The organism is Curtobacterium sp. NPDC087082 (assembly GCF_044745045.1).
In the GTDB taxonomy this organism is placed as follows: Bacteria; Actinomycetota; Actinomycetes; order Actinomycetales; family Microbacteriaceae; genus Curtobacterium.
This window is the reverse complement of the sequence record NZ_JBIUZN010000008.1, coordinates 90,014-103,642: the sequence shown is the minus strand read 5'-3', so window position 1 is coordinate 103,642 and position 13,629 is coordinate 90,014. Positions and strand designations below refer to the sequence as shown.

The window sequence follows — 13,629 nt, the reverse complement described above, 5'->3', positions numbered from 1 at the left end:
CTTGCGCGAACATAGATCGACGCTAGTGTGGTTTCGTGTCCCGGAGTGAGACGATCCAGACGTTGGTCAAGGCCCTATCGAACGAAGGCGAGTCGCTCGCTTACCCTGACCATCCGCTCGTTCTCGATGGTCCGACACTCTTGACGGTTTCCGACTCGAAGCTCACCGCGTCGTTCGTTTACACGGACAAATCCAGGCCCGTCAATTCGATTGCAGAGCAAGCTCGAATCTTATTAGCACGTCTGGCCTATCCTGGTCATACGCTCTTTGAAGCCATCTTCGTAAATGCGGCCTACGATGGCGACGTACCGGAACTATTTGATCTTTTCCGAGTCCAGGACTCACGGTCCCTCTCACGTCCCGACGGTGACATTGATAGAGTGAGTCCCGTAACCTCCGCCATGAAGGCCGTACGCGAGCCGCATTTTGCTCGATTCGCTGCGAATCAGCTAGGCCGGGAAAGTGAACAAAAACATGGTTTTCCGTCTTTCGCTCGTTTCGCTTTCGAGGGGGCGATGAACTAAATTTGTGAGGCCAGAAGAGCGGCGCCTCGCCGCTAAAGTGCCTACTGGAACACGCGTGCGCACGAGCAATCGAATTCAGAGGGTCGCTGAAACTTTTGCGATGAACGACTATGGGCTATCATCGGGTGTTTCAGGCTTTTTGGACGTAGCCGGCTCGTTGGATACAAATACCTACCTCGAGCAGCACTTGGTGGAAGCCGATTTGAGCTTCGAGCAACGACGCAGTGGAGTGGATATGGGAAAGCCGCTCCGCGCGGCGCAATTCGGGGGAGGCTTGGTGATGAACTCGTGGTAAGCGAGAAACGTGTCCAAACGTTGCGCATGTTGGTGGGCTCTCATCCACAACTGGTCAACGACCCACGAATGAGCGATATAGTTCGAGAGCTCAAGAGGGTCATTGAGACGAAAAGTATTGCCGGGGATGGGCGCTGGCTTTTGCAGGTGCTCCATACCACTCGCGCGCTGGATACTTGCCTTTCGCGCGTGCTAGTGCAACGTGGCGTGCCTGTGTCCCAGCCTTCACTTGGGAAGTATTTGGTTGCGCTGAGAGATCAAGGCGTTATAGGTCCGATGCAACGTAATCAATGGCAAGCGAAGATAGTGAACCCTCGCAACAATTACATGCACTCTGCCAATCAAATGCCTCCGCAAAGTGCCGCACATGACTTGCTCGGAGAGATGGACTCTTGCATGTCGGTGGTTCTTGCAGCTACCTAGGCAGTTCGAAAGACAATTATAGCCAGGGCCCGCTGCGCGGGCGATGTATCTGGGTGCTCACAGTGAAGGACGGCGTCAGAGTACAAGTCCTAGCTCGGCTCGGCCATCCCGCCGATCGCCGCTCGTAACAGTTCTCGGCGTTCCGTTCGTGGAACTTCGACATCGCAGTGTTCGTGGTCCTCGACGCGCGGACCGACGACATCATCTGGGCGCGAGAGGTCACGAGCATCGATGCACAGCAGCTCGGGAGGCGCGTCGAGCACACCAACTCCTCGGCAGTCCTCGTGTGCCACGTCCCCGCCGCCGGTTGGGACGTGTCGCAGGCCATGACCGAGGCGTTCGGTAGCCCGGACGAGCCCGGCCGAGGCACGGTGCTCAGCGACTGCTCCCCGCCCCACTCCGGACCCCGACCCACAGCCCGTCCCGCGCCCGCGTCATCCCCACGTACAACTCCCGCCGGCCGCGCTCCCGCCGCTCTCGATCCGTCTCGGACGGCTCACCCGTCACCGGATCCAGCAGCCGACGATCGACGTGCGCCAGCAGCACCTGCTTGAACTCGAGCCCCTTCGCCCGCTTCACGGTGCCGACCCGTACGGCGTCGGACGTCCTGCCGGAGTACTCGTTGAGCATGATCACGGGGATGCCGGCATCCAGCAGGACGCCCCGGACGTCGTCCGCCTGCCGCTTCGTCGCGGTGAGGATCCCCACGTCACCGTGCCCCGTTCCGATCAGCCGCAGGACGTCGGTCAGTCGCTGGAGCATCACGCGATCGTGCTCGGCGCGGCTTGCGAACCGGTGGAACGCCGGCACGGGACCGGAGCGCGAGACGTCGGACACCGTGTCGCCGGCGCCGTCCACGCCCTCGATGTCGACGAACTGGTCGTCCGCCACCATCTCCTTCGCGAACTCGAGGATCTCCGCCGTGTTGCGGTGGTTCACGTCGAGGACGACACCGCGTCCGGAGAGGCTGATACCGACCTCGCCGAGCGTGTACCCGCCCGGGTAGATCGTCTGCTGGCCGTCCCCGATGAGTGTCAGCCCGTCGGCACGATCCCCGACGAGGTGGTGCATCAGCGAGACCATCGCGCACGACAGGTCCTGCGCCTCATCGACGATCACCGCGTCGTACCGCTCGAGCGGCACCGCCGCGACAGCGTCGCGCGCGAGCAGGACGATATCCTCCCAGTCGTGCGCGCGCCGATCGCGCAGCCCGCGCGAGTACGCCTCGTACAGATCCCACACGGCCTGCCGCGTCTCCGCGGGCAGCGCGTGCTTGCGCCCGAAGCGCGCCAGGTCGGCGTACTGGTCGAAGCGCGTCAGGCCGCGTCCCTTGATGACGTGCTTGATCTCGTCCTCCCAGTAGGAGCGCGAGAAACGCGAGGACCGCAGTGGACTGGAGGCGCGGATTGCGTCCCATGCGTCGTCGAACGCGAGTCGCGCCTCCCGTCCGGGTGTGCGGAACGCGATCCCGCGTTCCTTCAGCAGGCGCGTGGCGAACGCGTGGACGCCCATGAAGTCGACGCGACCGACCATGTCGGGCGCGAGGCGCTCGAGGAGCGACTCGAGGACCTTCGGCAAGGTGCCGATGTACGTCGTGAAGAGGATCCGACCGCCGGTCGAGCGTGCGAGGTACGCAGCGCGGTGGAGGCCGACGACGGTCTTGCCGGTGCCAGCGGCGCCGCGGATGCGTGCCGGGCCGTTGAAGCTGCGGCGGACGAGTTTTGCCTGGGCGGGATCGAGGAAGGCCATCCAGTCCTCGATGGGTGCCTCGAGGACGCCGTCGAGGAGCTGGTCCGTGAGCTCGTCGTCGAGCGTGGCGATCGTCGGTGCGGGTTCGCGGGGGAGGACCGCCGCTGGGACGACGATCTGCGGCGGTATCGCTGCGTCCTCGCCGATCACGGGGAAGTGGGTCAGCATCGCGGCGAGGACCTCGTCGACGCGTGACGCCGAGAGCCGTGCGCCGCGCTTCGTGATGTGGCCGACGAGGTCGTGCGTGCCGATGACGTCGACCGATGCGACGCGGGCGTGCATGCGCTTCTGGCCAGCGAGTGCTGCGACGGCGTGGACCTCGCCCGGCGCGAGCCCGATGTCCGCGAGGGCGGCCTCGGTGCTGTACGCGAGGTCGGCGAGGCGGGCGATGTCGTCGGTGACGTCCTCCTGGCCGCGGGTGATCCGGTCGCCGTGGACCGCGACCTCGCGCCAGGCCTTCGTGTCGACGATGAAGACGCCGGCGCGGCCGACGACGACCATGTCCACTTGGGCTGTGCGGCTGCCGGGCCAGCGGCGGTCGGCGAGGAGGTGGTAGCCGATGCCGGCGAGTGGGGCGAGGAGCTGCGCGGTCTCGCTCTCGGTGCGCTCGGCGATCTCGAAGCGGTCCGCGCGTTGTTCGGCGTCGTGTGCCTGACGGCGGAGCTCCTGCGCGTGGCTGCGTTGGCGGCGTGCTTCGACACCTGCCGATTCCCCGGCGATCGTCATGGTGTTGTCCCTCGGGGGAGTCCCTGGTCCTCGGTGCCGCTCGTCGTCCCCGGGACGAGTGGTGTTGAACCATCCTCGTGGGTAGGGACGTGGGGCGGGAGTACCCGTTGGGGGGGACGAGCTCAGTCCTCGGTGGGCTCCTCGGCCTTCCGACGCATTCGGGCTTGCAGCCCGACCAGACGGTTCGACAGAGCTCCGGCTGCACTGGCGGCGTGACCGACCGCCTCACCGCTCAGACGCTTCGCGACGTCGACCGAGTCGGCGCCCACATCGAGCGCACGGTCGCGTGCGTCCGTCGCGACGTCGTCGACGGCGTCCCGCCACTTCTTCGAACTCAGCGCAGAGCGCTCATGCTCGATGCCGAGTCGCGCGTGGAAGTCGACAAGCCCGGACGCAACGCGGTTCGTGCCCTCGACGACGCGACGGGAATCGATCGGGTTGAGCAGCACCTTCATGTCGCTCATCCCTGCAGCCGAATCCATCCGGTCGATGAGTCGCTTCGTCGTGGCAGCGATGGCATCCCGTCGCTGCGCTCGTGCCACCTTCAGGCCGGTGCGGTGGCGGTCGAGTTCTTCGGGCGATGTCCTGAGGACTCGGTCGATCTCGAGCACCGCAAGACCATCTTGGAGCTGGAAGCACCGCGCCAGGACCGCCAGCCATTCGCTCGCGGCGGACTCAGCCTCGGCGGTCAGGACGGCGAGATCACCGACCTTCGTCGTCTTCTCGAGTTTCTCAGCGAGTGCGTCCAGCGCTCTGAGCGCGTACGACTGCACTGTCAAGATCGTCTGGCTCGCACCCTGGAGCTTCGACCAGGTCACCTCGTTGACACCGCCGACATGCTCCCGGATCGTGAGCGCCTCGTTGATGAGCAGATCGACACCGATCATGTCAGCGAAGACGTGGTCCTTCTGGGCACGGAGGACGTCGTCGAGCTTCGCATCGATCTTGGCCAGGTAGTCGGTGATCTCGTCCATGGCCTGCTGCATTGCAAGCTGCGCCATGACACCGGCGGCCCCGGTCAGGATGGCCGGGTTGGTGAGGACGGAACCTGGCGTCTTGACGAACTGCAGGATGCCCTTGATCTTCCCGCCGTCCGTGACGATCGCACGGCTCACGGAAGGGTTCGACCCCTTCATCGTCGGGAAGTCCTTCAACGCCTTGGCCGATTCCTTGGTCAGCTTCACCCATCGCCCTGACGCGGCCATTCCGGCACCGGCCTGCGACGCCATCGACCCGGCGCTGGAAAGGTGGCTTCCTCGTGGGAGGTCGAGGTGACGTGAGGGAAGACCGTTCGACGACAAGAAGCGTTCGATGGCCGCAGGGTCGCCGATCACCGCGACGCCGTCGTCGTCACGGACGATCTCGATCTCATCAGTCATGATGCTCCTCACCATTGGTCGAGCGGCAACCCGCCGCGTCGACGTCATCATGCCTTGCGTGCCGCGCAGTTGCGGTATGCAAGCATCGGTCGGGTCAGACGGACGGGGCTGCCGGCGGAACCGGCGGCGTTCCTGACTGGATGTGTTCGGTCCACTGCACCCCGTCCCACCAGCGGTTCGCGCCCTGCGCGTCCGGGTACCAGCCGGGCGGCGGTCCCTGCGGCGCGGTCTGCGTTGCAGTCGGCTGCTGCACGGTCACGGTCGGCTGAGGGGTCGTCGCCTGCGCGCCGAGGTGCAGCGACATCTTGTGACCGCAGCCGCGGCAGGTCTTCGTGAACCCCATCGCCAGCTCGGAGATGCCGACGGTCATGACCGCGGTGCTCGCGCGGACGCTGTTCCTACCCAGGTTCGCCGCAGCGCTGTTCGTGCACTTCTTGCAGTCCCGACATCCGGTCTCGACTCGCTTCGCCAATGGGTGCCCCTCTCGTTCCTCGGGAAGCGTACGAGAGCGGTGGGCATCCCAACCATCTCCTGTTCGGGGGAGTTGCGGGATGGCGCACGTGTTTGCGGCGGTGGGAGCCGCGGCCACACGCTCGACGCCGTTCGGTGATGCCTTAGCATCTGGAACGTGAGGGCTCCTCCCGAAGGCCCGCAGATCAGGAGCAGCCGGTGTCGGACCAACGAATGCAAGACGAGCGGCTGATGGCGGCACTCCACTTCCTCGTGGACCATCCTGAGCCGGTTCGTCGTCGAGCAGTGTGGGACGCTGTCGTCGATCACATCCCGATGACCGACACCGAGTCGACGTTCGTCGCATCACGGCCCGAGCCCCGTGGAAGGAACGCGTTCTGGTTCGGCACATCGATGCTCGGCCGCGCGGGATTCCTGCGGAAGTCAGGTGACGGTCTGTGGACGATCACTGACGAGGGCCGTCGCGTCGTGGAGCAGAACACCGATCCGACCGAGTTCCGCAAGGAAGCCGCTCGCTCAGCGCGCGAGACGACCAAGGCACTGATGGCCGATCGTGCTGCTCGGCTGAGCGTCGCAATCCTCGCACCCGACGCGGGCGCAGAGCGGGTCCGAGAGGCGTCCGAGCGGTTCCGAGAGCGGGGCCTCCTCCAGCTTGCATCGGTCTTCGCGGAGCACCGCTCGGTCTGGCGCCCAGAAGTCACCGCGGAGCTGATTCGCTGTCTCGTCGAGCGCGAGGAAGTGCCGGGTGAAACGTTCCTCGACAAGCTCCGCAGCCAGTTCGCCGATGCGAGTGACGATGCACGCCTGCTCATGGCTGAGCTCGTCGCGTGGCAACTCCTCCCGTTGCAGACTCCGGGCGAGCGGAAAAAGCGCGAACGCGTGGAGACTCTGTTGAGCCTGATGCGCGAGCCGGTCGTCATTCCGGCTGACGTCGACCAAGCCTTCCGCTCGTGGTCGTTCAACCCCGGCCAGGGGATGGCGCAGGGGATCCACAACGCACTCTCGATCGTGGTGCGACTCGTGGACCAGTGGGTCTCGCTCGCCGATGAGGAGCGCGAGACGCTGCTCGACGACCCCTGGGCATGGCGGGACTTCGTCGCAGCGGTACCGGGGACACCGTTCCCGACATTGCGCAACGAACTGATGTACCTCGTCCACCCGGACTCGTTCGGGGAAGTGATCTCCGCTGTCGATCGCGAGCGGATCAGATCGGTGTTCCGCGGTGAGGTCTCCGGGGACGTCGATGTCACGGATGTGACTGACGACCCCGACCGGGAGTTCCTCGAGATCACGCTGGCTCTGCAGACAAAGGAGAACGGCCCTGCCGTCTACTATCGCGATCCGCTGAGGTCGCGATGGACTGGAGATTCCACGCATCCGCCCGCACCAGAGAACGAAGATCCGGAGACTCAGTCGACCGACCCCGCACCGAAGCAAACGCGGACGTCGTTCACCCCGGTGAACAGCCGGCTCGCCGCCGCCCTTCACATGCCCGAACGCTGGCTCCAGGACACCCTCGACCTCATCGAGCACCGCAAGCAGGTCATCCTCTACGGCCCTCCCGGCACCGGCAAGACGTTCCTCGCTCAGGCGCTGTCGAAGCACGTGACGGACGGCACGGACGGCGAGACCACCATCGTGCAATTCCACCCGACGTACTCCTACGAGGACTTCTTCGAGGGCTTCCGCCCTGTCGCGAACGACGACAGCGGCAACCTCGCCTTCAGCCTCCGGAAGGGGCCACTTCGACGCCTTGCCGACAGCGCCGCAGCCAATCCCGAGGCGAACTACTTCCTCGTCATCGACGAGATCAACCGGGGCAACATCGCGAAGGTCTTCGGCGAGCTGTACTTCCTGCTCGAGTACCGGGACAGCGAGATCTCCCTGCTCTACAGCGACGAGCCGTTCACCCTGCCGAGCAACATCTTCGTCATCGGCACGATGAACACCGCAGACCGCTCGATCGCGATGCTCGACGCTGCCATGCGGCGGCGCTTCGCGTTCATCGAGCTGCACCCGGAACGCGACCCCGTACAGGACGTGTTGTCGCGCTGGGTGGTGAGCAAGGGCCTCCAGGATGATCGCGCGGACCTGCTGACTAGACTCAACGCGCAGATCCAGGACCACGACGCGAAGGTGGGCCCGTCCTTCCTGATGCGCGACCTGGCCGGGACCGGCCTGCAGGACGTGTGGCGGTACGAGATCCTGCCGCTCCTGGCCGAGCACCACTACGGCGAAGGCGTCGACCTGGAGGCGCGGTACGGCCTGAAGACGCTGCGTCGCCAAGCGACGCCCCGGGTTGCGGACGGGGCCGAAGGTGCTTCCGTCGACGATTGAGCTGCGGGAGGCGGACCAGCCGGTCGTGCACCGACTCCCGCGGGCGGTGGCTGTCGGGCTCGCGGCCGCGAACATCGCGTCGGTCGCGCCGACGCTTGGCGCCGACGAGTACCGCGTCAGTGGCGTCCGCAAGGTCGGCGTCGTGCGGATCGCCGGGCACACCGTGTGGCTCAAGCCGAAGACGCCCGTCCGACGGCTGTTCGCGATGCTCGGGTACGCTCGTGCCGGGAGTGCGATCTGGACCGAGGACGACCTCGAGTTCGAGGAGGACGAGGACCTCGTGCCGGCGCTGGCCCACGCGTTCGTGCGGCAGGCCTCGCGGGCGCTTGCCGGCGGGCCGCTCCGCGGATACGTCACGCGGGAGGATGCGCTGCCGCTCGTGCGTGGTCGGTGGCGGATCGGGGATCAGCTGACGCGGCGGGGCGGACAGCCGCTGCCGGTCGAGGTTTCGTTCGACGACTACGTCGAGGACATCGCCGAGAACCAGCTACTGCTGACCGCAGCGACGAGGTTGCTGCGGTTGCCCGGCGTGCCGGCGGACGTGCTCGGGGCGCTGCGGCGGCTCGTGCGGGTGCTCGATGGAGTGTCGGTGATCCCCGTCGGGGCGCCGGTGCCGGTCGTCCGGTCGGATCGGCGGAACCAGCGGTACTCGTCGGTGCTGGCATTGGCTTCGCTCGTGCTCTCGGGATCGTCCGTCGAGCAACGTGCGGGGTCGGTCGTGGCGTCGGGGTTCCTGGTCGACATGTGGTCGGTCTTCGAGGACTTTGTCTCGGCTGCACTGCGAGAGGCGTTCAGGCCGTACGGGGGAGTGCTGGTGTCGAAGTACCAGTCGACACTCGACGTCGAGGGGACGGTGAAGATCGCGCCGGACCTCGTGTGGCTCGTCGACGGGGAAGTGCGCGCATGCATGGACGTGAAGTACAAAGTCGAGAAGCACGGGCAGTATCCGAACGCGGATCTGTACCAGATGGCGGCGTACTGCCGGCGCTTCGGGTTAAACGAGGGGTGGCTCGTCTACGCAGCTGGTGAGTATGACGGCGGGGTGGTCGACGTGATGGACGGACCGACCATTCAGCGTGCAGCGCTGGAGTTGAACGGCGAGAGCACCGACCTCCGCAACTCACTCACTCGCATCCCACGAGGCGCAGTGTTTCATCGGCGGCCCCAAGTTTGAACGGAGGCCGCTTCGAGCACATCCGGGACTGTTTCGACACGCCCGAGGCAAGACATCGAGGTGAAAGATGGCCTCGCTGGGCGTCGAAGAAGTGAGGGTCATACCGATGGGTTCAAGTTCCGCCGGTACCGCCACAGAAAACCCCCTTCATACGGGGTTTTCTTCTTTTACGGAGCGTCCTTGGTGTATCTCTGGTGCACTCTCCAGAGCGCCGGACTCCGTACCGTGGCTGCCTCCTCCTCGGCAGCGTGCTCAGCCAGACTTGGTCGAACCCGGCGGCCCAAGCACACTCGCCCGTTCCCTGAGTGTGCGCAGCGAAGCGCAAGCCATCCCGTCCGTCTCCACTAGCGGGCCTCGCCGCTGCGTTGCACCGCTGAAGCTCTAGATCAGCGCAGAGATGTGTGGCAGTTGCCCGAGGGGCCCCTGAAACCACAGGCGCACAGCCAGCCGCGACTATGGCGCTGGACTGTACCCCGGTACAACTCCGTTTGGTGCCAACTCAGCAATTTAGCCCTGAGCGACTCGGACACAGGCGCACGGGTCGAAGGAGCGCCTGGCGAGGTGACGGGTCACGACGAATCCCGCTAATCTGATTGCATCACACTTGATGCAATCGAAGGACTGTCAGTGGAAACAGAAGACCAGGTCAGGGACAAGGCGAGCAAGCTCCTCGGGCTTGCGGGTGTTTCGCCCAAAGTGGCACAGAGCGGTGTCGGCCAGATCACGACCATGAAGCAGCTTGGCTTCGGGGGGGAAGGTGCATCCAACAAGCCGGACGGCTGGTACCTCCCAGCCGACAAGGGTGAGGTGGCACTGGTGCTCGAAACCAAGGCGACTGGTTCCGTGCCGATCGATGCACCCGCCCTCCGCACTCAGGTCGAGAAGTACTGTGCGACTGTCCGCAGCCAGTACGACCTGGTCGTCGGGCTTGTCTACGACGGCGACCGCACAAGGGCTTACGTAAATGGCAAGTCTCTGGACGTGCCAGACGAACTCCAGGCCAAGGAATTTTACTTCTCGAAGCTGACGGATCGCCCGGTTGATAAGGCTCGCATCTACGAACTCACACAGCGCATCAATAACTCGCTGCACAGTGATTTCGGAATCAAGAACCTGTACCACCGAATGATTTTCACCGCGTGTGCACTCGTTGCCCGGCGCTACGACGCCATTCTTGTTCGCGGCATGGATTATAACGCATTTCACAGCGGTATCCTTAATGCTCTAAACAAGGCGATCAGGTCCGACGTTCAGCAGAACGCAAAACTGGCTCTCCTATCCGAAGTGTACTCGGACATTAAGATGAATGTCTCAACAGACGAGGACGACCCTCGGGCTGTCACTCGACTCACTAACCTAATCGGCGAGTTTATCGACTGGGTCACGGAAATCTCTGGGCTTATCAATTCCAACGCCTGGAATGGTGAAGACGTGATGGCAATCTTCTTCAACGAGTTCAATCGGTACAAGAAAAAAAGTGAGTCGGGTCAAATCTTTACTCCGGACCACATCACGGGCTTCATGTACCGCCTTCTTGGTGTCAATAAGGACGACCGTGTGCTTGATGCGTGCGCCGGTTCCGGTTCCTTCCTTGTCAAATCTATGAGCAACATGATTCGCGAGGCCGGTGGGGTGAACACGACCAAGGCTAGACAAGTCAAGGCCAGGCAGCTCTATGGCATCGAATTTGACCGCGAAATTTATGCGCTCGGCTGTGCAAATATGCTCATCCACAAGGATGGCAAAACCAACCTCGCTCACATGGATGCGCGCACAGAGTCCGCCGGAGCCTGGATTGAACGGACCGGCGCCACAAAGGTACTCATGAACCCGCCATACGAAAATAAGTTCGGGTGCATGAAGATTGTCGAAAACGTCCTCGATCACGTCGACCGCGGCACTCTTTGCGGATTCATTCTGCCCGACAAGAAGCTCGAGAAGACAAGCAAGGGTCAGATGTCGCGCCTTTTACGCCATCATCGCTTGCTCAAAGTCGTCAAGCTCCCTGAGAACCTCTTCTTTGGGGTCGGCGTGACTACAAGCATTTTCATCTTTGAGGCGGGTAGGGCGCAAGATGGAAAGAAGTTCTTCACGGTAAACATTGAGGAAGATGGTCTGGTCACCGTCAAGAACCAGGGTCGTCATGACATTCGCAACAAATGGCCCGCCATCGAGGATTATTGGATTGACGCGGTTGAGCGCAACGATGACAGTCAGTACGGGACCGGTCAGTGGCTGGATCCGGCGCAGAATCTTAGTTGGCAGGCACCTAGCAAGCCATTCACGCTGACGCATGAAGATCTCGCACGCGCCGCCATGGAGTACGCGTTGTTCCGTCGTGGAATCGACGCGAGGGCTCTGCGCGAGCGCCTCGGACAAGCGGCTCTCTATTCGGCCGATGTTCAAAAATCGGACACCACCATCACACTGGCGGTGGAACGGTGAGGGAACTTGACACCTCGGAATGGGGCGAATTCCTTATCAAAGACCTTTTTGATGTGGTGAAAGGTTCCCGTCTAACGAAGGCGGACATGCACGACGGCTCGATCAGGCATGTCGGGGCGTCGCGGTTTAACAATGGCATAACCGCGTTGATCGGAAATGAGGATAAGCTACACCCGGGAAACTTATTGACCGTCTGCTATGACGGACCCGTAGGCACTACATTTTATCAGGCGCAGCCTTTCTGGGCTACGGATGCCGTGAACGTGCTGTACCCCCGATTCTCGCTCAACGAAGCGCGCGCCATGTTTCTAATCCCGGTGATACAACAGGCCGGTTCGCGCTTCGATTACGGTGAGAAGTGGGGTATGGAAATTATGAAGACGACCCCAATTAGGCTCCCGATCGCGACAGACGGTACCCCAGACTGGGCGCACATGGAGTCAACCATGCTCAGGGTAATGGGCGAGCGGGAGCAAGTGTTTGAAGAATTGGCAGCGATAGGCGATGCCCGCGTCGGTGTGCTCGATACAACCGCCTGGCGTGAGTTCAAGGTCGGTGAACTATTCGAGGTAGTGAATGGGCGCAAGTATCCGTTGTCGTGGCGGGTGCCAGGAAAAATACCTCTTGTGAGTACGTCAGCCGCCGGTAACGGCATCTCCGATATGGTTAGCTTCCCAGACTGGTCAGACTATACGACGCACGCGGATGTTCTCACGATCGCTTACTCAGGCAGCGTCGGCTCTACGTTCTATCATCGCGAACCGGTGTTCATCGGGGAGACAGTCATGGGTCTCCTTCCAAAGGGCGTCACTAGACTGGGTAGCGAAGGTGTCGGCCTATTTATGTCTGCGGTCATCGAAGCTGCAATGCGAGAGTTCACCTACACAATGAAGGTGAAGGTTTCCGATGTGCGAGACCGTATCTCGATCCCGCTCCCTGTCACTTCAACAGGCGACCCTGACTGGGAGTACATGGATGCAATGATGCGCGAGGTCATGGTGGACCGTGAGCGAGCGCTCGGGGCTCTAGCGTCGTTAGAGGAGAGCCGATGAGTAGGCCACCCGGGGAGGCTCAGGGATTCGGCAAGGTGATTCAGTCCACTCGGCTCGAGCGTGGCTGGTCACAGACCGATTTAGCCAAGGAATCAGGCTTGTCGCGACCCACGATCTCGCGAGTCGAACTCGGCGAAGCCTCTTCTACTCAGACGCTTCGCTCTCTTGCGGAAGCCCTCGGGCTTGTCCTCGATGTCCATGTAGGGGACGAGCAGTAGGAATGAAGCCGCGTGCGTCCTGACATATATCGGCCCGAAGCAGAACAGACGGCCGCGCCGAGGTGCGTCCGGCTGGCCGCTGAGGGACCGGCGTCAGTGCGGCTTTGTGAGCGTCGCGGACGAGGTGGCTGGTGCGGCACGGCTGAGGACCTTGCAAGAGGTGCGGGCAGCCCTCCGCGCAGTTGGGTGAGCGCCTTATGCGGCGGGACTCGTTTGAGTCGACACATCACTGGATGAGGTGGGGGCAATAGGTGGCGCCTGGATCTGGGTGCGCGAGGCTTTTGCTGCCTCGGTCTTCCCGAACGTCTGAGCGACCGACGCTGTGCAGCGCCGTTGCGCGAGCGCGAACTCCAGGCTGAGGCCATTTGGTGGTGCTGGGTGAGGCCGGGGCTTGAAGCCTGGCGCCATTTGGTGGCGCTAGGTCAGGCCGGTGGCTCGAGCCCCGGAGCGACCTGGTGGCAGTCATGCTCCCCTGGCCGACCACGTCGTGCTCCACCATTGCCGAGGCGCCGTCCTGCAAAGAACCGTCCGGATACGCCTCGACGTACGCCCGCCGTCCAGCAAAGATCGACGTACCTAGCTTGCGACGTCCGCGTGTGGTGACGCAGGTCACATAATCCGCGACTTCGATGCGGCCGAAGTGAGTGCACCCGTCAGAGTTGGGCCGAATGCTTGATGGAGTCGACAGTCACAGGAGATAGCTCAGCAGGATGTCCACGAGGGGCTGCGCGTCCTGGCCGGCTGCGAGCCACTCGGTCAGCGAGACTGGGCAACCACTGACGCGAGTGCTGCTGTGCGGAGTTGTCATGAACCCCAGGATGCTTGCCGGATTGAGCC

8 protein-coding genes are annotated in these 13,629 nt (G+C 63.2%); 5 read left to right on the top strand and 3 right to left on the bottom strand.

What is annotated here, in order from left to right:
- Positions 1-1,616: 1,616 nt before the first annotated feature.
- From ACIPEP_RS17955 to ACIPEP_RS17945, 3 genes are all read right to left on the bottom strand, one after another.
- Complete coding sequence (locus tag ACIPEP_RS17955; protein ID WP_402718018.1) at positions 1,617-3,716, bottom strand: UvrD-helicase domain-containing protein; 2,100 nt, start codon at positions 3,714-3,716, stop codon at positions 1,617-1,619.
- A 122-nt stretch (positions 3,717-3,838) separates the two neighbouring features.
- The gene (locus ACIPEP_RS17950) at positions 3,839-5,095 is read right to left on the bottom strand and encodes a hypothetical protein (RefSeq protein ID WP_402718017.1); all 1,257 of its coding nucleotides are present in this window, start codon (positions 5,093-5,095) and stop codon (positions 3,839-3,841) included.
- Positions 5,096-5,189: 94 nt separating this feature from the next.
- Complete coding sequence (locus ACIPEP_RS17945; RefSeq protein ID WP_402718016.1) at positions 5,190-5,465, bottom strand: DUF2510 domain-containing protein; 276 nt, start codon at positions 5,463-5,465, stop codon at positions 5,190-5,192.
- Between the two features lie 332 nt (positions 5,466-5,797).
- On the opposite strand from ACIPEP_RS17945, the gene ACIPEP_RS17940 reads away from it, so the two are divergent.
- From ACIPEP_RS17940 to ACIPEP_RS17920, 5 genes are all read left to right on the top strand, one after another.
- Positions 5,798-7,903 (top strand): AAA family ATPase, encoded by a 2,106-nt coding sequence (locus ACIPEP_RS17940; RefSeq protein WP_402718015.1) that lies wholly within the window; start codon positions 5,798-5,800, stop codon positions 7,901-7,903.
- Complete coding sequence (locus ACIPEP_RS17935) at positions 7,884-9,077, top strand: McrC family protein (protein ID WP_402718014.1); 1,194 nt, start codon at positions 7,884-7,886, stop codon at positions 9,075-9,077. The genes ACIPEP_RS17940 and ACIPEP_RS17935 overlap by 20 nt, the downstream gene beginning before the upstream one ends.
- A gap of 627 nt (positions 9,078-9,704) precedes the next feature.
- Positions 9,705-11,522 (top strand): class I SAM-dependent DNA methyltransferase, encoded by a 1,818-nt coding sequence (locus tag ACIPEP_RS17930; protein ID WP_402718013.1) that lies wholly within the window; start codon positions 9,705-9,707, stop codon positions 11,520-11,522.
- Positions 11,519-12,574: a restriction endonuclease subunit S gene (locus ACIPEP_RS17925; protein WP_402718012.1), complete on the top strand. Its 1,056-nt coding sequence runs from the start codon at positions 11,519-11,521 to the stop codon at positions 12,572-12,574. Before ACIPEP_RS17930 ends, ACIPEP_RS17925 begins: the two co-directional genes overlap by 4 nt.
- On the top strand, positions 12,571-12,792 hold the full coding sequence (locus ACIPEP_RS17920; RefSeq protein WP_402718011.1) for a helix-turn-helix domain-containing protein: 222 nt from the start codon (positions 12,571-12,573) through the stop codon (positions 12,790-12,792). Before ACIPEP_RS17925 ends, ACIPEP_RS17920 begins: the two co-directional genes overlap by 4 nt.
- The last annotated feature ends 837 nt before the right edge of the window (positions 12,793-13,629 follow it).

Excerpts from the sequence above, each read along its gene's own strand:
- ACIPEP_RS17950 (WP_402718017.1), bottom strand. The coding sequence starts at position 5,095 with ATGACTGATGAGATCGAGATCGTCCGTGACGACGACGGCGTCGCGGTG.
- ACIPEP_RS17940 (WP_402718015.1), top strand. The coding sequence starts at position 5,798 with ATGGCGGCACTCCACTTCCTCGTGGACCATCCTGAGCCGGTTCGTCGT.
- ACIPEP_RS17945 (WP_402718016.1), bottom strand. The coding sequence starts at position 5,465 with ATGACCGTCGGCATCTCCGAGCTGGCGATGGGGTTCACGAAGACCTGC.
- ACIPEP_RS17920 (WP_402718011.1), top strand. The coding sequence starts at position 12,571 with ATGAGTAGGCCACCCGGGGAGGCTCAGGGATTCGGCAAGGTGATTCAG.
- ACIPEP_RS17955 (WP_402718018.1), bottom strand. The coding sequence starts at position 3,716 with ATGACGATCGCCGGGGAATCGGCAGGTGTCGAAGCACGCCGCCAACGC.